Annotated in this window: 17 protein-coding genes; 2 read left to right on the top strand and 15 right to left on the bottom strand. The window is 72.3% G+C overall.

All coding sequences use genetic code 11. The features are described 5' to 3' along the window. Positions 1-6: 6 nt before the first annotated feature. The 12 genes from AB0I68_RS21795 to AB0I68_RS21850 form a co-directional block, all read right to left on the bottom strand. Positions 7-933: a hypothetical protein gene (locus tag AB0I68_RS21795; protein ID WP_363178985.1), complete on the bottom strand. Its 927-nt coding sequence runs from the start codon at positions 931-933 to the stop codon at positions 7-9. A gap of 148 nt (positions 934-1,081) precedes the next feature. Then, positions 1,082-2,590: an Asp-tRNA(Asn)/Glu-tRNA(Gln) amidotransferase subunit GatB gene (gene gatB, locus AB0I68_RS21800; RefSeq protein ID WP_363178986.1), complete on the bottom strand. Its 1,509-nt coding sequence runs from the start codon at positions 2,588-2,590 to the stop codon at positions 1,082-1,084. A 15-nt stretch (positions 2,591-2,605) separates the two neighbouring features. After that, entirely contained in the window at positions 2,606-2,851 is a 246-nt protein-coding gene (locus AB0I68_RS21805) for a hypothetical protein (protein WP_363178987.1), read from the bottom strand. Then, on the bottom strand, positions 2,848-4,344 hold the full coding sequence (gene gatA, locus AB0I68_RS21810; RefSeq protein WP_363178988.1) for an Asp-tRNA(Asn)/Glu-tRNA(Gln) amidotransferase subunit GatA: 1,497 nt from the start codon (positions 4,342-4,344) through the stop codon (positions 2,848-2,850). The genes AB0I68_RS21805 and gatA overlap by 4 nt, the downstream gene beginning before the upstream one ends. A gap of 5 nt (positions 4,345-4,349) precedes the next feature. Continuing rightward, positions 4,350-4,646 carry an Asp-tRNA(Asn)/Glu-tRNA(Gln) amidotransferase subunit GatC gene (gene gatC / locus AB0I68_RS21815; protein WP_010984178.1) on the bottom strand — a complete coding sequence of 99 codons (297 nt, stop codon included), beginning with the start codon at positions 4,644-4,646 and terminating at the stop codon, positions 4,350-4,352. A 160-nt stretch (positions 4,647-4,806) separates the two neighbouring features. After that, positions 4,807-7,005 (bottom strand): bifunctional diguanylate cyclase/phosphodiesterase, encoded by a 2,199-nt coding sequence (locus tag AB0I68_RS21820; RefSeq protein ID WP_363178989.1) that lies wholly within the window; start codon positions 7,003-7,005, stop codon positions 4,807-4,809. Between the two features lie 398 nt (positions 7,006-7,403). Further along, on the bottom strand, positions 7,404-9,617 hold the full coding sequence (ligA, locus tag AB0I68_RS21825) for an NAD-dependent DNA ligase LigA (RefSeq protein WP_363178990.1): 2,214 nt from the start codon (positions 9,615-9,617) through the stop codon (positions 7,404-7,406). 30 nt (positions 9,618-9,647) lie between these two features. Continuing rightward, positions 9,648-10,631: a methionine synthase gene (locus tag AB0I68_RS21830; RefSeq protein WP_363178991.1), complete on the bottom strand. Its 984-nt coding sequence runs from the start codon at positions 10,629-10,631 to the stop codon at positions 9,648-9,650. Then, entirely contained in the window at positions 10,628-11,317 is a 690-nt protein-coding gene (locus AB0I68_RS21835; protein WP_363178992.1) for an SDR family oxidoreductase, read from the bottom strand. The genes AB0I68_RS21830 and AB0I68_RS21835 overlap by 4 nt, the downstream gene beginning before the upstream one ends. Positions 11,318-11,384: 67 nt before the next feature. Then, positions 11,385-11,729, bottom strand: a complete 345-nt coding sequence (locus AB0I68_RS21840; protein WP_363178993.1) for a DUF1330 domain-containing protein — start codon at positions 11,727-11,729, stop codon at positions 11,385-11,387. 104 nt (positions 11,730-11,833) lie between these two features. Then, on the bottom strand, positions 11,834-12,166 hold the full coding sequence (locus tag AB0I68_RS21845) for a hypothetical protein (RefSeq protein ID WP_363178994.1): 333 nt from the start codon (positions 12,164-12,166) through the stop codon (positions 11,834-11,836). A 43-nt stretch (positions 12,167-12,209) separates the two neighbouring features. Then, entirely contained in the window at positions 12,210-13,199 is a 990-nt protein-coding gene (locus tag AB0I68_RS21850) for a helix-turn-helix domain-containing protein (protein ID WP_363178995.1), read from the bottom strand. Between the two features lie 135 nt (positions 13,200-13,334). Here AB0I68_RS21850 and AB0I68_RS21855 point away from each other — a divergent pair, with 135 nt between their 5' ends. Beyond that, positions 13,335-14,258 (top strand): NADP-dependent oxidoreductase, encoded by a 924-nt coding sequence (locus AB0I68_RS21855; RefSeq protein WP_363178996.1) that lies wholly within the window; start codon positions 13,335-13,337, stop codon positions 14,256-14,258. A gap of 12 nt (positions 14,259-14,270) precedes the next feature. On the opposite strand, the gene mnmA is transcribed toward AB0I68_RS21855, so the two are convergent. Further along, positions 14,271-15,404, bottom strand: a complete 1,134-nt coding sequence (mnmA, locus tag AB0I68_RS21860; protein WP_363178997.1) for a tRNA 2-thiouridine(34) synthase MnmA — start codon at positions 15,402-15,404, stop codon at positions 14,271-14,273. A gap of 69 nt (positions 15,405-15,473) precedes the next feature. On the opposite strand from mnmA, the gene AB0I68_RS21865 reads away from it, so the two are divergent. After that, entirely contained in the window at positions 15,474-16,163 is a 690-nt protein-coding gene (locus tag AB0I68_RS21865) for a peptidoglycan recognition family protein (RefSeq protein WP_363178998.1), read from the top strand. Here AB0I68_RS21865 and AB0I68_RS21870 read toward each other — a convergent pair. Together AB0I68_RS21870 and AB0I68_RS21875 are read right to left on the bottom strand one after the other, a co-directional pair. Beyond that, positions 16,156-17,319, bottom strand: coding sequence for a cysteine desulfurase family protein (locus AB0I68_RS21870; protein ID WP_363178999.1), 1,164 nt, complete (start codon positions 17,317-17,319; stop codon positions 16,156-16,158). The genes AB0I68_RS21865 and AB0I68_RS21870 overlap by 8 nt on opposite strands. Before the next feature lie 421 nt (positions 17,320-17,740). Further along, positions 17,741-18,592 (bottom strand): thioesterase family protein, encoded by an 852-nt coding sequence (locus tag AB0I68_RS21875; protein WP_363179000.1) that lies wholly within the window; start codon positions 18,590-18,592, stop codon positions 17,741-17,743. Positions 18,593-18,615: the final 23 nt, after the last annotated feature.

Here is an 18,615-nt window from a genome sequence, read left to right on the forward strand (position 1 = left end):
CGGCCCTCAGTTGATGACCACCGAGCGTCCTGCGTAGAAGTAGCCGCAGAAGTCCGTGTAGCCGCCGCGGTCACAGCTCTCGGGGTCGGTGATGAGATTGTTCTTGCCGTCGTGGTTCCGGGCCGCCGTGTTGCCGGGCTTGTGGCCCCAGAATCCGCCGCGCTGCTCGCGGTACCAGTGGTAGTCCTCGTCGGGCCAGACGACGAGGGCCGTCAGCCGCCGGGGATACTCGTCGTCGGAGAGGCACTCGCAGCGGCGGTGCAGGCCGTCGGCAAGGGCCGCCGTGGTGACGTTCGCGCAGGCCATCACACCGGCCTGGGCGCCATGGGCGCGGCCGGGCTGGGCGAAGGTGTCCGTGCGCCAATTGCGCGCGTAGTTGTAGCAGTTGTTCCGGGGCTGCACCGCCGGACGGTTCCAGAAGTTGGGGTTGAACTGGCTCACCTCGTACGCGCAGTGTTCGCACCGCTGGTCGCGGACCGTGGTGCGCAGCGGGTTCGGCCGCGGCTCCAGCGGGGGGCGGAACCAGTCCGGAGGGTCGTGGAGAAAGCGCTCCAACTGCTCCAGAACCACGTCCCGCAGGTGTGCGTCGATGGGGGTCGACGCGTGCTCCAGGAGGTGGATGCCGGCATACCGCGTCATGTCCTCGACGATGCGGCGGGCCAGTTCGCCGGATTGCGTCAGATCGCGGGCGTTGATGGTGCCCAGTGCGAAGGAGCGTGGCAGGTGGTCCGGCCAGGTGCCGTCGTCGTCTCCGATCGAGGAGACCACGACTTCGCGATAGCCGAGGCCGTCGTACCCCTGTCCCTTGAGCCCCACGACTTCGTTCTGGGCCTCGCTGACGGTCGAAAGCAGTTCACGGGCGGCATCCTCGTCGGTGATGATCCAGGCCGGATTGGGCCGGCCGGAGAAGATGTCCACGTCTACGCGAAGCATGCGTGCACCTCACCATCGCACGGGGACGGTCCTTCCACCGTAGGTCCGCGGTGACGGTGGCGCATCCACAAGGTTGTTGAACGAACGACGGCCCCGCACGGAGTTCGGTGCGGGGCCGTCGGGGCTGTCGTCCGGACGACAGGGGCTGCTACTCGCAGACGCCCAGGCGCTCCAGGATGAGCTCCTTGACGCGCGCCGCGTCGGCCTGGCCGCGGGTGGTCTTCATGACGGCGCCGACCAGGGCGCCGACAGCGGCGATCTTGCCCCCGCGGATCTTGTCGGCGATGGCCGCGTTGCCCGCGATGGCCTCGTCCACGGCCGCGCCGAGCGCGCCCTCGTCCGAGACGACCTTCAGGCCGCGCTTCTCGACGACCTCGTCCGGGGTGCCCTCGCCGGCGAGGACGCCCTCGAGGACCTGGCGGGCCAGCTTGTCGTTCAGCTCGCCGGCCGCGACCAGGGCCGCGACGCGCGCGACCTGGGCCGGGGTGATCGGCAGCTCGTCGACGACGACGCCCTGCTCGTTGGCGTTGCGGGCCAGCTCGCCCATCCACCACTTGCGGGCGGCGGCCGCGTCGGCACCCGCCTCGATCGTGGCGACGATGGAGTCCACCGCGCCCGCGTTGAGGATCGACTGCATGTCGTGCTCGCTGACGCCCCACTCCTCACGGAGCCGGTTGCGGCGCACGCGCGGCATCTCGGGGAGGCCGGCGCGCAGCTCCTCGACCCAGTCGCGGGCCGGGGCGACGGGGACCAGGTCGGGCTCCGGGAAGTACCGGTAGTCCTCGGCGTTGTCCTTGATGCGGCCGGCGGTGGTGGAGCCGTCCTCCTCGTGGAAGTGCCGGGTCTCCTGCACGATCGAGCCGCCGGACGACAGCACGGCCGCGTGGCGCTGGATCTCGAAGCGCGCCGAGCGCTCGACGGAGCGCAGCGAGTTGACGTTCTTCGTCTCGCTGCGGGTGCCGAACTCGGACTCGGGGGTCGGGCGCAGCGACAGGTTCACGTCGCAGCGCATCTGGCCCTTGTCCATCCGGGCCTCGGACACGCCGAGCGCCTTGATGACCTCGCGCAGCTCGGCGACGTACGCCTTGGCGACCTCGGGGGCCCGCGCGCCCGCGCCCTCGATCGGCTTGGTGACGATCTCGATGAGCGGGATGCCGGCGCGGTTGTAGTCCAGCAGGGAGTGGGACGCGCCGTGGATACGGCCGGTGGCGCCGCCGACGTGCAGCGACTTGCCGGTGTCCTCCTCCATGTGGGCGCGCTCGATCTCCACGCGGAAGATCTCGCCGTCCTCCAGCTGGACGTCGAGGTAGCCGTTGAAGGCGATCGGCTCGTCGTACTGGGAGGTCTGGAAGTTCTTCGGCATGTCCGGATAGAAGTAGTTCTTCCGGGCGAAGCGGCACCACTCGGCGATCTCGCAGTTCAGCGCGAGGCCGATCTTGATGGCCGACTCGACGCCGATCGCGTTGACGACGGGCAGCGAGCCGGGCAGACCGAGGCAGGTGGGGCAGGTCTGCGAGTTGGGCTCGGCGCCCAGCTCGGTCGAGCAGCCGCAGAACATCTTGGTCTTGGTGCCGAGCTCGACATGGACCTCGAGGCCCATGACGGGGTCGTACGACGCGAGGGCGTCCTCGTACGACAGCAGTTCGGTGACGGTCACAGTGAAACTTCCCTCTCAGCCCAGCAGGACGTCGTCGTCGCCGAGGCGCTTCAGCTCGCGGTACAGGATCGCGAGGCCGGTGACGATGGCGGCGGCGGACACAACGGCGTCGACCAGCTTCAGCGTGTCGTGCTCGGTGCGGGCCTTCCGGGCCTGCTTGATCACGCTGATGGCACCGAACGCGGTGGTGCCGATCGACAGGTACGTACCGGACTTGGACTTCTTGAAGCCCTTGGCCTTGGACAGTGCGCTACCACTCACAACGACGGAGCCTCCTCAAGCAGCGGGTGACCCCAGCGCTCGACGAAGGCTGCCTCCACGGCAGCGCCGACCTTGTACAGCCGGTCGTCCTTCATCGCCGGGGCGATGATCTGCAGCCCGACCGGCAGGCCGTCCTCCGGTGCCAGGCCGCACGGGAGCGACATGGCGGAGTTGCCGGCCAGGTTGGTCGGGATGGTGCACAGGTCCGCGAGGTACATCGCCAGCGGGTCGTCGGTGCGCTCACCGATGGCGAAGGCGGTGGTCGGGGTCGTCGGGGAGACGATCACGTCGACCTGCTCGAAGGACTTCTCGAAGTCCTGGGTGATGAGCGTGCGGACCTTCTGGGCGGAGCCGTAGTACGCGTCGTAGTAGCCGGAGCTCAGCGCGTACGTACCGAGGATGATGCGGCGCTTGACCTCGTCGCCGAAGCCGGCTTCGCGGGTGAGCGCGGTGACGTCCTCGGCGGACTTGGTGCCGTCGTCGCCGACGCGCAGGCCGTAGCGCATGGCGTCGAAGCGGGCCAGGTTCGAGGAGCACTCGGACGGCGCGATCAGGTAGTACGCGGCCATCGCGAGGTCGAAGGAGGGGCAGTCCAGCTCGACGATCTCGGCGCCCAGCTCCTTGAGGAGCTCGACGGACTCGTTGAAGCGCTGGACGACGCCGGCCTGGTAGCCCTCGCCGGCGAACTGCTTGACGACACCGATGCGCATGCCGGCGACGGAGCCGTTGCGGGCCGCCTCGACGACCGGCGGGACCGGGGCGTCGATGGAGGTGGAGTCGAGCGGGTCGTGGCCGGCGATGACCTCGTGGAGGAGCGCCGCGTCCAGGACCGTACGGGCGCAGGGCCCGCCCTGGTCGAGGGAGGAGGAGAAGGCGACCATGCCGTAGCGGGAGACACCGCCGTACGTGGGCTTCACGCCGACCGTGCCCGTGACGGCGGCGGGCTGGCGGATGGAGCCGCCGGTGTCCGTGCCGATCGCCAGGGGGGCCTGGAAGGCGGCCAGCGCGGCCGCGGAGCCGCCGCCGGAGCCGCCGGGGATGCGGGTGAGGTCCCAGGGATTGCCGGTGGGCCCGTACGCACTGTTCTCGGTGGAGGACCCCATGGCGAACTCGTCCATGTTGGTCTTGCCGAGGATGACGACGTCGGCTTCCTTGAGCTTGCGCGTCAGGGTGGCGTCGTACGGCGGGATCCAGCCTTCGAGGATCTTCGAACCGACGGTGGTCGGGACCCCGACGGTGGTGAAGATGTCCTTGAGGGCGAGCGGGACGCCGGCCAGCGGGCCGAGCTGCTCGCCGCGCTCGCGCTTGGCGTCGACGGCGCGCGCCTGGGCGAGGGCGCCCTCGCGGTCGACGTGCAGGAAGGCGTGGACCTTCTCGTCGGTCGCGTCGATACGGGCCAGGTGGGCCTCGGTGACCTCGACGGCCGTGAGCTCGCCGGAGGCGATCTTCTCGGCGGTCTCGGCGGCCGTGAGCTTGATGATCTGGTCAGTCATGGCTGTTAGTCCTCCCCCAGGATCTGCGGCACCTTGAAACGCTGCTGCTCCTGGGCGGGAGCGCCGGAAAGCGCCTGCTCGGGGGTGAGCGACGGTCGGACCTCGTCCGCGCGCATGACGTTCGTCAGCGGCAGCGGGTGGGAGGTCGGCGGGACGTCTTGGTCGGCGACCTCGGAAACGCGGGCGACCGCGCCGATGATGTCGTCGAGCTGTCCGGCGAAGTGGTCCAGCTCTTCGGCCTTGAGCTCCAGACGTGCCAGCCGAGCGAGGTGGGCAACCTCCTCGCGCGTGATGCCAGGCATGCAGCGATCCTCTGGGGGTGGTGAGTGTGTAGTTTCGTGCCCAATCCTATGGGGCCGGGCCCCGGACCCACGAAACCGTTTCCCACCGGGCCCCCTCCCGCACCGCTGCCCGGACCCGCGCCTCGCACGGCGGCGGGTCCGGAGGGGCAGGGCGCGCCGGCTACTGGGCCGGGGTTTCCGCGCCCGTCGGGGAGGCCGAGAGTTCCGCCGTGATGTCCGCCGGGCGGCGCCAGCCGCGTTCGCCGCGGGCCAGGAGCCAGGCCGTGGCCTCCTGCGGGGGCATGGCGGCCGCGACCAGCCAGCCCTGGACGGCGTCGCAGCCCAGGTCGCGCAGGCGTTCCCAGGTCTCGTCGTCCTCCACGCCCTCGGCGACGACGAGCAGCCCCAGCGAGTGCGCCAGGTCCACCGTGCAGCGCACGATCTCCGCGTCCTGCGCGTCCACCGCGAGCCGTGCCACGAACGAGCGGTCGATCTTCAGCTCGCTGACCGGCAGCCGCCGCAGGTGCACCAGGGAGGAGTAGCCCGTGCCGAAGTCGTCGAGCGACATCTTCACGCCGTGGCCCGTCAGGCCCGCCATGGTGTCGGCCGCCCGCTGCGGGTCCTCCAGCAGGACGTGTTCCGTTATTTCGAGCTGGAGCCCGCTGGCCGGGACCCCGTGCCGGGCCAGCCGGGCCGCGACCGCGCCCGCGAAGCCGGGCGTGTGGACGTCGCGCGGGGAGACGTTGACGGCCACCGGGACCTTCAGGCCCTGGGCCCGCCACCGCGCCACCTGGGCGAGGGCGGTCTCGAGGACGTACTCGGTGAGGTGGGGCATCAGCCCCGAGGTCTCGGCGATCGCGATGAACTCGTCCGGCGAGACCCGGCCGCGCTCCGGGTGCACCCAGCGCACCAGGGCTTCGAGCCCGGCCACCTGGCCGTCGAAGCGGACCTTGGGCTGGTAGTGGAGTTCCACTTCACCGGCGTCGAGGGCCCGCCGCAGATCGCCGAGGAGGCCGAGGCGGTCGGGGGTGTTGCTGTCCCGCTTGGACTCGTACACCTCCACGCCCGTGCGGTCCCGCTTCGCCTGGTACATCGCGACGTCGGCGCGGCGCAGCAGCCCCTCCGCGTCCAGCGCGTGGTCGGGGAAGACGGCGAGGCCGGCGCTGGCCTCCAGGACGAGGGTCAGGCCGTCCAGGTCGAGGGGAGAGCTGAGCTCGGCGACGAGGTGGCGGGCGACCCGCTGGGCGCTGGTGGTGGAGTCGGCGACGGGCAGGAGCACGGCGAACTCGTCGCCGCCGAGGCGTGCGGCCTCGGCGTCCTCGGGCAGGGCCTGGCGGAGCCGGTCGGCGATCTGGAGCAGCAGCCGGTCGCCGGCGAGGTGGCCCAGCGTGTCGTTGACCGCGCGGAACCGGTCCAGGTCGATCAGCACGAGAGCCGACCGGGTGCCCAAACGTTCAGCCTCGTCCAGAGCGGACCAGGCCCGCTCCAGGAGCCACTGCCGGTTCGGCAGCCCGGTCAGCGGATCGCGCAGTTGCTCCTCGGCGCGCGCCCGGGCGATCCACAGGGTGGAGTCCAGGGCGATCAGCGGTACGGCGAACAGCGGCAGCAGCACCGGCTGCGTCACGGCGACCACGCAGATCAGCGGGGCGATGCCGAGCAGGGCGACGGCGACTAAGGCCTGTCGGAGCAGGGCCGTGCGGGCGACGGTGGGCAGGGCGCCGCCGCGCGGGGTCAGCGCGAGCCACAGCAGCACCTTGGTCACCAGCAGATAGGCCAGGGCCACCAGGATGATCTCGGGGGCCGCCTCCAGCCCCCAGGTGGTGGGCCGCCACGGGGCCTCGACGGTGGGCCCCTGGCCGAACCCGGCGAGTACGAGGGCCCCCGCGCCGATGCCGAGGATGTCGGTGGCGCCGTGCAGCAGCCCCTGCCGCCATCGGTGCCGGCGCGCGGCCCCGACCAGGGAGACCACCGCGAGGGAGACGAGTCCCGCGGGCACCCACCCGTAGAGGATGAGCACGCCGAGGGTGAGGGCCGCGCCCGACCCGGTGCCGCCCCACCAGCGGTCCCGGCCCAGCGCGACCAGGTGGCCGACGATGATGCCGGTCAGCAGGGCGAGCGCCCAGCCGACCGGGCCGCCGGGGAACAGGGCGTGACGGTCGATCAGCGCGGAGACGATGCCGGCCGCGAGGACCACCGCGGACAGGCCCACGACGATGAAGGGCAGCACGGTGCGCTGCGCCGCTCCTCCCGATCCCGCCCCGGTGTCGAGGGGGTGGGTGTCCGGCTTCCTGGAACGCAGGACGCCTGGTCGGCCCGTCCGCATGGACGGGATCTCCCCGCCGATATCAGGTGACGGGTCGGCGCTTTCGGTGGGTTTCATGCCCGTCCCTCTCACAGCCGGCAATGCCGATGCCACGCGATGGCCCCGATGTCACGCCATCACGGCCGGAAGCGCATCACGCAGCCGTGCACGACAGGTGCACCCCTCAACAGTAGGACGCGAGAGGCTCCCAGGGGCAGCGGTCGGCGGCGGTTGCCCGAATGCGACCCAGCCATCCTCATCAGTACGGTATCCGCCGAACGGGTGAGTTTGGACCAGGACCCCCGGGTCAACCATCTGATGATCCGACAGGCCACCGCCCTGCGAACAGCCCTGTACCGGCCTTTTACCACCGGGTGTTGCGCCCGGCGCGCGCCCGCCCGTACGGCCGCACGCCACGCATCCGTTCGCCTTCGCCACTTTCCCGGTACGAGTCCCGCCGTGTCTCTCGGAGGGCGTTACTCCGCTTCGGTGTCGCCGGCCACCGGGAGCGCCGCCTCCCGTGCCGCGTCGGGGCCCTGTTCGAGGAGCACCGCGAAGCCCGCGTCGTCGAGGACGGCCAGCTTCAACTGCACGGCCTTGTCGTACTTGGAGCCCGGGTTCTCGCCGACCACGACGAAGGAGGTCTTCTTCGAGACGGAGCCGGTCACCTTGGCGCCGCGGCTCTGCAGGGCCTCCTTCGCGCCGTCCCGCGTGTGGCTCTGCAAAGTGCCGGTGACGACGACGGTCAGGCCCTCCAGCGGGCGCGGGCCCTCGTCCTCGCCGGAACCCTCCTCCTCCATCCGGACCCCGGCCTCCCGCCACTTGCGCAGGATCTCCTGGTGCCAGTCGACGGCGAACCACTCCTTGACCGCCGCCGCGATGATCGGCCCGACGCCCTCGGTGGCGGCGAGCGCCTCCTCGGTGGCCTGCTCGATCCGCTCGATGGAACGGAACTCGCGGGCCAGGGTCTCCGCCGCGACGGGGCCCACGTGCCGGATCGAGAGGCCGTTGATGAAACGGGCGAGCGGGCGGTCCTTGGCGGCCGCGATGTTCTCCAGCATGGCCAGGGCGTTCTTCTTCGGCTCGCCCTTCTGGTTGGCGAAGACCGTGACGATCTTCTCCTCGCCGGTCTTCGGGTCGCGCTTGGGCAGCCCGCTGTCGGCGTCCAGCACGTACGCCTTGATGGGCAGCAGCTGCTCGATGGTGAGGCCGAACAGGTCGCCCTCGTCGAGCATCGGCGGCTCGGCCGGCTCCAGCGGGTTGGTGAGGGCGGCCGCGGCCACCGCGCCGAAGTTCTCGATGTCCAGGCACTGGCGGCCGGCGAGGTAGAACAGCCGCTCGCGCAACTGGGCGGGGCACGTCTGCCCGTTGGGGCAGCGGAGGTCGATGTCGCCCTCCTTCATCGGCCGCAGCGCCGTACCGCACTCGGGGCACTCGGCCGGCATGACGAACTCCCGCTCGCTGCCGTCGCGCAGGTCCACCACGGGGCCGAGGATCTCGGGGATGACGTCGCCCGCCTTGCGCAGGACCACGGTGTCCCCGATGAGCACGCCCTTGGCCTTGACGACCTCCTGGTTGTGCAGCGTCGCGAACTCGACCTCCGACCCGGCCACCGTCACCGGCTCCACCTGGGCGTACGGGGTCACGCGACCGGTGCGGCCGACACCGACCTTGATGTCCACCAGCTTGGTGTTGACCTCTTCGGGGGCGTACTTCCAGGCGATCGCCCAGCGCGGGGCGCGGGCCGTGGAGCCGAGGCGGCCCTGGAGCGGGATCTCGTCGAGCTTGACGACGACGCCGTCGATCTCGTGCTCTACCGAGTGCCGGTTCTCGCCGAAGTACGCGATGAACTCGCGCACCTCCGCCAGCGAGGACACCGCCTTGTTGTGCCGGGCCGTGGGCAGGCCCCACTCGCTGAGCAGCTCGTACGCGTGCGAGAGCTTGTCGATGTCGAAGCCCTCGCGCGCGCCGATGCCGTGCACCACCATGTGCAGCGGGCGGGTGGCGGTGACCTTCGGGTCCTTCTGGCGCAGCGAACCGGCCGCCGCGTTGCGCGGGTTGGCGAAGGGCTTGTCACCGGCTTCGACGAGCCGGGCGTTGAGCTCCTCGAACTTCTCCATCGGGAAGTAGACCTCGCCGCGGATCTCGACCAGCTCCGGGATCCGGTCGCCCTTGAGGCGGTCGGGGATCTCGGCGATGGTGCGGACGTTGGGCGTGATGTCCTCGCCGGCGCGGCCGTCGCCGCGGGTGGCGGCCCGGGTGAGGCGGCCCTTCTCGTAGGTGAGGTTGACGGCGAGGCCGTCCACCTTGAGCTCGCACAGGTAGTGGAAGTCGGGGGTGTTGACGTCCCGGGCCACCCGCTCGGCCCAGGCCGCCAACTCCTCGTCGTCGAAGGCGTTGTCGAGGGAGAGCATGCGCTCCCGGTGCTCGACGGACGCGAAGTCCGTCTCGTACGCCCCGGCCACCTTCTGCGTGGGCGAGTCCGGCGTGCGCAGCTCCGGGTACTGCTCCTCGAGCGCCTCCAGCGAGCGCAGCAGCGTGTCGAACTCGGCGTCGCTGACGACCGGCTGGTCGTTCACGTAGTACCGGAAGCGGTGCTCCTCGACCTGCTCGGCCAGCAGCGCGTGCTGCTCACGCACCGCCGTCGGTGCGGCCGTGCCGTCGCCGGCCTGCTTCTGTTCGGCTGCCATGCCGTGTCCTCCCGTGGCCCGTCTGATCCGTCACTCAGGGTTGTCGGCGAGCGACCTCGCCGCCCTGACGCAGTGCGCCTGCACCGCGCGGGCGTAGGCGGGCGAGGCGCCCGCCAGACCGCACGACGGGGTGACCACGACGGACTCCGCCAGAGTCCCCGGGGCCAGCCCCAGCCTGCGCCAAAGCTTCCTGACACCCATGACGCTACCGGCAGGGTCCGACAACGGGGCGTCGGTGCCCGGCACCACTCCGGCGAAGAGTTTCACGCCGGCTTCGACGGCCTCCCCGATGGCGTCGTCCTCGCGCTCGGTGAGCAAGGAGAAATCGAACGACAGGCCCGTGGCGCCGGCCCGCCGGAGCAGCCCGAAGGGCACCTCGGGTGCGCAGGAGTGCACGACGACCTCCCCGTCGTGGACGGCGAACAGCTCGCGGAGCGTGCCCTCGACGACCTGCCGGTCCACCGCCCGGTACGTCCGGTACTTGCTCGCGGACCGTACGCGCCCCAACAGCACCGCGGTCAGGGACGGTTCGTCGAACTGCAGCACGATCTCGGCGCCGGGGATGCGCCCCCGCACATCGGCCAAGTGCTCGCGCAGGCCTTCCGCGAGCGATCCGGCCAGGTCGCGGCAGGCGCCGGCGTCCTGGAGCACGGCCTCGCCGCCGTGCAGTTCCAGGGCGGCGGCCAGGGTCCACGGTCCGACGGCCTGGACCTTGAGCTTCCCCTCGTACCCCTGGGTGAACTCCTCCAGGGCGTCGAGGTCCTCGCCGAGCCAGGACCGGGCGCGCCTCGTGTCGCGGCCGGGGCGGTCGCTGATCCGCCAGCCGCTGGGCTCGACGTGGGCGTACATCTCGACGAGCAGCCCGAGGGAGCGGCCGATCATGTCCGCGCCGGGCCCGCGGGCGGGCAGCTCGGGGAGGTACGGGAACTCCTCGAAGGACCCGGTGACGGTCTTGGCCGCCTCGCGGGCGTCGCCGCCGGGGAGGGATCCGACACCGGTGGCCGCGGCGGTCATCGGCCCGGCCTCACGGTGAGGTCGTTGACCTCGGCGTCACGCGGCAGGTCCAAGGCCATGACGATGGTCGTCGCCACGGACTCGGGGTCGATCCAGGCGCTGGGGTCGTACTCCTTGCCCTCCTGCGAGTGCACCTTGGCCTGCATCGGGGTGGCGGTACGCCCCGGGTACACGGAGGTGACCCGGATGCCGTTGCCCTTCTCCTCCTGGCGCAGGGAATCGGCCAGCGCCTTGAGCCCGTGCTTGGAGGCGGCGTACGCGCTCCACTCGGCGTGGGCGGTGAGCCCGGCACCCGAGTTCACGAAGACGACGGTCGCCTGCGAGGCCCGCAGGGTGGGCATCAGGAGCCGGGTGACCTCGGCGGGGGCGATGAGGTTCACGTTGAGCTGCTGGTGCCAGGTCTTGGGCCGCAGCTCGCCGACGGGCCCGAGGTCCACGATCCCGGCGCAGTGGACGAGCGAGTCGATCCGCTCGGGCACCGCCTGCTTGGAGAAGGCCCAGGAGAGCCGGTCGGGATCTGCGAGGTCCCCGACGAGCGCCCGTGCGCCCGGGTACTGCTCGACGAGCTGCTTGCCGCGAGCCGCGTCGCGGGCCAGGAGAACGATTTCGTCGCCGCGCGCGTGCAGCCGCGCCGCGACGGCGGCGCCGATGCCGGACCCGGCACCGGTGATCAGGTGAGTAGCCATACGGCCATGCTCGCACCCCGGCCACCCCCGCCGGCCCCTCCGGTCGGCCGCCGCCCGGTCGGCCGCTTCAGAGCCCGGCGGCCGCGCGCAAGCGGGCGGAGGTGGCGGCCGCGTCGTAGCCGGACGGGACGCCCTCGACCAGGATGACCTCGCCCGCTATGTGGCGGGTGCGCTGCGGGAGGATCTGCTGGTAGGCGTCGGAGGCGTACCAGGCGCGGGCACGCTCGATGTCCGGGAAGGCGATCACGACGATCGTGCCCGGGAAGGGCCCCTCCATGACCTCGACCTGCGCACCGTGCACCAGGAAGCGGCCCTCGAAGGGGTCCATCGTCGACTGGACCACGTCCATGTAGTGCAGGATCTCCTCGTTCATGGTCTCGGGACGGAGGTGGCCGATGGCGTAAGCAGTCATGATCTTCTCCTCGTTCAACCGGCCTGGCGGTCCGGGCTGTTGGAACGATCCTGTCAGCGGGCGGCCCCGGATGCGATGACCTCCGAGGTCATGGACGACGACCCCTACAGCGCCGGCGGACCCTGCTCCAGGCGGTGGAGGACCGGGGCGAGGCGGTCGAGGCCGTCACCGAAGGGGCGGCGCTCGTCCCACCAGGTGGCACCCGCGTCGGCCAGCGGGCCCAGCAGGTCGCGTGCCGCGGCGGGGTGGGCGGGGCTGACGCCGCCGACCACCACCTCGAAGGAGGTGGCCGCCGGGCTGCCGCGGTGCTTGCCGATGTAGGCGACCAGGTCACTAAGAGGCCGGGGGACGCCCTGTTCCGCAGCGACGGCCACCGCCGCGACCGTTCTCGCGTCGGCGAAGTCTCCGAAGTTCGGGATGTTCATCGAGTGGCGCATCCCAGCAGGCTGCCCTGGCGCGGCCCGAGGCAATCGGGAAGGCTCAGCCCGCGGCCAACACCGGGCTGCCGGGGCGGAAGGTCCTGCGGTAGGCGATCGGCGAGATGCCGAGGGCGGTCCGCATGTGCTGGCGCAGCGAGTTGGCGGAGCCGAAGCCCGCCCGGTGCGCGACCAGGTCGACCGGCAGGTCGCTGGACTCCAGCAACTGGCGGGCTACTTCGAGGCGTTGGACGGTCAGCCACTGCACCGGGGTCATGCCGACCTCGTCGCGGAACCGCCGGGTGAAGGTGCGCAGGCTCATCCGGGCGTGGGCGGCCAGCTCGGCCAGCGTGACCGGTTCGGCGAGCCGTTCCAGGGCCCAGGCGCGGGTGGCGGTGGTGGTGGCGACGGTGGGTTCGGGGACGGGCCGGTCGATGTACTGGGCCTGCCCGCCGTCCCGCCAGGGCGGTACGACGCACAGCCGCGCGGCGCGGTTGGCGGCGGCGGTGCCGTGGTCGGCGCGCACCAGATAGAGGCAGAGGTCGATGCCGGCGGCCACTCCGGCCGAGGTGAGGATGTCGCCGTCGTCGACGAAGAGCACGTCCTCGTCCAGCTTGACGCGCGGGAAGGCCCGCTGGAACTGCGGCGCGTGCGCCCAGTGCGTGGTGGCGCGCCGGCCGTCGAGCAGCCCGGCGGCGGCGAGCACGATCGAGCCGGTGCAGATCGACACGATCCGGGTGCCGGGCCGGATCCCGGCGAGCGCGGCGGCCAGCGCGGGCGGCAGGGGCTCGCCGTGCTCCAGGCCGCCCATGGCGTGGGTCGGCGGGATGATCACGGTGCCGGCGGCGGCGAGTGCCTCGGAGCCCGCCGAGACTCCGACCGTGAAGCCCGCGTCACTGGTCACGGGCTGTCCGTCGGCGGTGCAGACGGTGACCTCGTAGAGCGGCGCGCCGTCGTCGTCGCGGACGTTCCCGAAGACCCGGGAGGGGATCCCGAGCTCGAACGGGGGGACGCCTTCGAGGGCGAGTACGGCGATTCGCTGCACAGCGGGCATGGCCAGATCCTGTCACATGGTGGCCGTACGGCCAACACCGCGGGCGGCTGCCGGACCCGAAGCTGGTGTCACCTTCCGGGATTGCGGGAGGTGACCAGCAGGAATTCAGCAGGAACCAGATCCAAGGAGAGATCCATGCGCGCCGTCGTCGTCAGCCAGTGGGGCGGACCCGAGGTCCTCGTCGAGACCGAGATCGACCGTCCCGAGCCGGGCCCGACCGAGATCCTGGTCCGGGTGCACGCCGCCGGGGTGAACCCGGTCGACTGGAAGACGCGGGCCTCCGGCGTGCTCATCGCCTGGGACGCCGTGCCGGTGGTGGGCTGGGACGTGTCCGGCACCGTGGAGGCCGTGGGCGCGGGCGTGACGGTCTTCGAGCCGGGCGACGAGGTCTTCGGCATGCCGCGCTTCCCCCGGCAGGCGAGCGGCTACGCCGAGTACGTGACCGCCCCCGCCCGGCAGTTCGTGCGCAAGCCCGCGGCCCTGGACCACGTGGCGGCGGCCGCGCTGCCGCTGGCGGCGCTCACCGCCTGGCAGAGCCTGGTGGACACCGCCGGCGTGCAGCCGGGCCAGCGGGTACTGGTCCACGCGGCGGCGGGCGGGGTGGGCCACCTCGCGGTCCAGATCGCCAAGGCGCGCGGTGCGTACGTGATCGGCACGGCCAGCGCGGCCAAGCACGAGCTGCTGCGCGAGCTGGGCGCCGACGAGCTGATCGACTACCGGAGCACCGACTTCGCGGAGGCGGTCCGGGACGTGGACGTGGTGCTGGACACCATGGGCGGGGACTACGGGCGGCGCTCGCTGAAGGTGCTGAAGCCCGGCGGGCACCTGGTCACGATCGCCGGCGCCGAGGGCCTGGACCCGGTCACCGACGGGGTGCGGGTCAGCTCGGTCCTGGTGGAGCCGGACCGGCAGGGCATGGCCGAGATCGCCGCCCTGGTCGAGGAGGGCCGGCTGCGGCCGCTGATCGACACGGTGCTGCCGCTGGAGCAGGCCGCGAAGGCCCACGAGATCGGCGAGCTCGGCCGCACCACCGGCAAGATCGTCCTGACGGTCGCCTAGCAGGCTGGACGGCTAGACGGTGGCTGCGGCCCGGGTGGTCGTGGCGATGGTGGCGGAGCCGACGACCCGCGTGCCGTCGTAGAGCACGATCGCCTGGCCCGGGGCCACACCGCGGACCGACTCCGTGAAGCGGACCCGCAGCTCGCCGTCCACGACCTCGGCGTAGACCTCGGTCTCACCGCCGTGGGCGCGCAGCTGCGCGGTGTAGGTGCCCGGCGCGGCGGCCGTGGAGCCGCACCAGCGGGGCCGGATCGCGGTCAGGGCGCTGACGTCGAGGGCCTCGGCGGGGCCGACCGTGACGGTGTTGTTCACCGGCGAGATGTCGAGGACGTAGCGCGGCTTGCCGTCGGGGGCGGGGTGGCCGATCCGCAGGCCCTTGCGCTGGCCGATGGTGAAGCCGAAGGCGCCGTCGTGGGTGCCGACCTTCTCGCCGGTCGCCTCGTCGACGATGTCGCCCTCGGCCTTGCCGAGGCGGTTCGCGAGGAAGCCCTGGGTGTCGCCGTCGGCGATGAAGCAGATGTCGTGGCTGTCGGGCTTCTTCGCGACGGCCAGGCCGCGCTCCTCCGCCTCGGCGCGGATCTCGTCCTTGGTGGTGAGGGTGTCACCGAGCGGGAAGAGCGCGTGGGCGAGCTGCTTCTCGTCGAGGACGCCGAGGACGTACGACTGGTCCTTGGCCATGTCGGAGGCCCGGTGCAGCTCGCGGGTGCCGTCCTCGTTCAGGACGACGGTGGCGTAGTGGCCGGTGCAGACGGCGTCGAAGCCCAGGGCGAGGGCCTTGTCGAGCAGGGCCGCGAACTTGATCTTCTCGTTGCAGCGCAGGCAGGGGTTCGGGGTGCGCCCGGCCTCGTACTCGGAGACGAAGTCCTCGACGACGTCCTCGCGGAAGCGCTCGGCGAGGTCCCAGACGTAGAACGGGATGCCGATGACATCGGCGGCGCGGCGGGCGTCGCGGGAGTCCTCGATGGTGCAGCAGCCGCGGGCGCCGGTCCGGAAGGACTGCGGGTTCGCGGAGAGCGCGAGGTGGACGCCGGTCACGTCGTGCCCGGCTTCGACCGCGCGGGCGGCGGCGACGGCGGAGTCCACGCCGCCGGACATGGCGGCCAGGACGCGAAGGGGGCGGGCGGTGCGCGGCAGGTTCTCAGTCATAGCACCGTCCAGAGTACGGGGGAACCGCCCGGGGTCACAGCGCGTTGTCGGCTACGGGGGGTGGATCACATGGGGAGCAAGGTCGGCAAGGGCAACGGAGCGCCGAAGGGGGCGCCGCGCAGAACGCGCCGGGCGGTGCTGTTCGGGGGGCTCGGGATCTTCACGGTGGCGGCGATCGCCGGACATGACGATCTGCAGCGCGCCTGGTGGCTGCTGCCGGGGACGGGCAAACCGCGGGTGGAGGGCGCGGTGGACCACCCGGGCGTGGGCTGGACGGCGGCTTCGCCCGCGAACTGGCGGATGGCGGACCGGCCCGACGACTACCGGGTGGACCGGATTGTCATCCATGTCACGCAGGGCAGCTTCGCGTCCTCGGTGGACGCCTTCAAGGACCCGTGGCACCAGGCGTCGGCGCACTACATAGTGGGCCAGGACGGCCGTGTCGAGCAGATGGTGCGCGAGATGGACGTCGCCTTCCACTCGGGCAACCGCTCGATGAACGAGCGCAGCGTGGGCATCGAGCACGAGGGCTACGTGGACCGGCCGCAGGACTTCACGGATGCGATGTACGCGGCCTCGGCCCGGCTGGCCGCCGACATCTGCCGCAGGTACGGCATACCCGTGGACCGCACGCACATCCTGGGCCACTCCGAGGTGCCGGGCACCGACCACACGGACCCGGGCCGCCACTGGGACTGGGACCGGTACCTGGGAATGGTCCGCTCGGAGCTCGCGGCGGCCCCCGCCCGTCCTAGCTGAGGCCTGCCGTACGGGCGCGCTCGACGGCAGGTCCGATGGCGGCGGCGACGGCCGCGACGTCGTCCTTGGTGGAGGTGTGACCGAGGGAGAAGCGCAGGGTGCCGCGGGCCAGCTGCGGGTCGGTGCCGGTGGCCAGCAGGACGTGGCTGGGCTGGGCCACGCCGGCGGTGCAGGCGGAACCGGTGGAGCACTCGATGCCCTGGGCGTCCAGCAGGAGCAGCAGGGAGTCGCCCTCGCAGCCGGGGAAGCTGAAGTGCGCGTTGGCCGGGAGCCGGTCGTCGGGGTCCCCGCCGAGGACGGCGTCGGGCACTTCCCGGAGCACGGCGGCGACCAGTTCGTCGCGCAGCGCGCCGATCTCGGCGGCGAACCGCTCGCGCCGCTCGGCGGCGATCACGGCGGCCACCGCGAAGGCGGCGATGGCGGGCACGTCGAGGGTCCCGGAGCGTACGTGCCGCTCCTGGCCGCCGCCGTGCAGGACGGGTACGGGGCTCTGGTCGCGGCCGAGCAGCAGCGCGCCGATGCCGTAGGGGCCGCCGACCTTGTGGCCGCTGACGGTCATCGCGGCGAGGCCGCTGTCGCCGAAGCGGACGTCGAGCTGTCCGAAGGCCTGGACGGCGTCGGAGTGCAGGGGGATCGCGAACTCGCGGGTGACGGCGGCCAGTTCATGGACCGGCATGACGGTGCCGATCTCGTTGTTGGCCCACATGACGGTGGCCAGGGCCACGTCGTCGGGGTTGCGTGCGATGGCTTCCCGGAGGTCATCGGGGTGCAAGCGGCCGTAGCGGTCGACGGGGAGGTATTCGACCCGGGCGCCCTCGTGCTCGCCGAGCCAGTGGACGGCGTCGAGGACGGCGTGGTGCTCGACGGGGCTGGCGAGCACCCGGGTCCGGGCGGGGTCCTGGTCGCGGCGGGCCCAGTAGAGGCCCTTGACGGCGAGGTTGTCGGCCTCGGTGCCGCCCGCGGTGAAGACCACCTCGCTCGGGCGGGCGCCGAGTGCCTCGGCGAGGGCCTCGCGGGCCTCCTCGACGGTACGGCGGGCGCGGCGGCCGGCGGCGTGGAGGGAGGACGCGTTACCCGTGGCGGCGAACTGCGCGGTCATCGCCGCAGCGGCCTCCGGGAGCATCGGAGTGGTGGCGGCGTGGTCGAGGTAGGCCATGATCCCCTGATTCTACGAGTCCGCTCCACGCGCCCGGACCCCGCGGGCCCCGGCCCTCCCGGCGACGGCTTGCGGGCTCGTTCTTCGCGGTGCTGTGGGCAGCCGCCGCCCCGCCTCGGTTGCGCCGCCCCGCCGCTCCCGCACCCGGCCGCTCGGTGGAGCCGCCCTGCGGGACCGTCCCCCACCGGGCCCGGCCCGGTCCCCCTGGGGCTGTGCCCCCGAACTCGCCCTCCTCAAACGCCGACGGGGCTGAGTCCGGCTCCGCCCCGCGGGGGTCCGCCGGACGCCGCCCCGGAGCCCCGCGCCTCACACCTCGGCGGAGCCGCGTCCGGCCCGGGGCGCGAGGCCCGAGGCTGCGGACCCACAGCGCTGCCGGCCCGGCGCCGGGCCGGCAGCGCGGGCGCGGGCGCGGGGCAGGGGGTCAGCGGGGAGCGCGGGCCAGTTGGCGGGACTGGGCCACCAGGCGGTCCTCGGAGTCCCAGACCTCGGCGTCCTCCTCCAGGAAGCCCCCGGCCAGGTTCCGGGTCGTGATGGAGATCCGCAGCGGGCCCGGGGCGGGGCGGCGGCGGATGTGGGCGGTGAGCTCGATGGTCGGGCTCCAGCCCATCAGGCCCAGGTCGAAGCAGGTCGGCGGCAGCGCGTCCACCGCGAGCAGCAGCGACAGCGGGTCCGCGTCACGGCCGTCGGCCAGCTCGAACCAGGCCCGCATCTCGCCCTTCCCGGACGGTGCGCCGAGCGCCCAGCCCGCCGTCGCCGGGTCCAGCCGCAGCCGGAGCCGGTCCACGATCGCGTTGCTGCCGGGGATCGGGGCCGGGCCGGCCTCCGGGCCGAGGCAGTCCGCGTAGGGCGGGATCACCGGCGGGACCGCCGTGGTGCGGACGTCGTCCGGGAGGGAGGCGAGGTCGCCGTACGAGGCGACGACCCGGATCCGCTCGATCTCGGCGCCGCTCTCGTCGTACTGGAAGAGGGAGGCCTGGCCGGTGGAGAGGGTGCGCCCCACCCGGACGACCTCGGTGCGGATGACGGCGGGGCCGGGTACCGACGAGGTCAGGTAGTGGGCGGAGACGGTGAAGGGGTCCGGGTGCGGCAGGGCCGCCGACAGGGCCCGGCCGACCAGGGCCAGCAGATAGCCGCCGTTGACGGCGGTGATGATCGTCCATCCCGCGGAGAGCTCCGTGTCGTACACCTCGGACTCGCCCGCGCGGGCGGTGACGGTGGTGTCGCGGTCGAACTCGCTGTCGCCGATGGATGCCTGGGCCGCTGCGTATGCCATGGATTCGACACTACAACGCGAAG

The sequence above is a fragment of the Streptomyces sp. NPDC050448 genome, assembly GCF_040655295.1.
Taxonomy (GTDB): Bacteria; Actinomycetota; Actinomycetes; order Streptomycetales; family Streptomycetaceae; genus Streptomyces.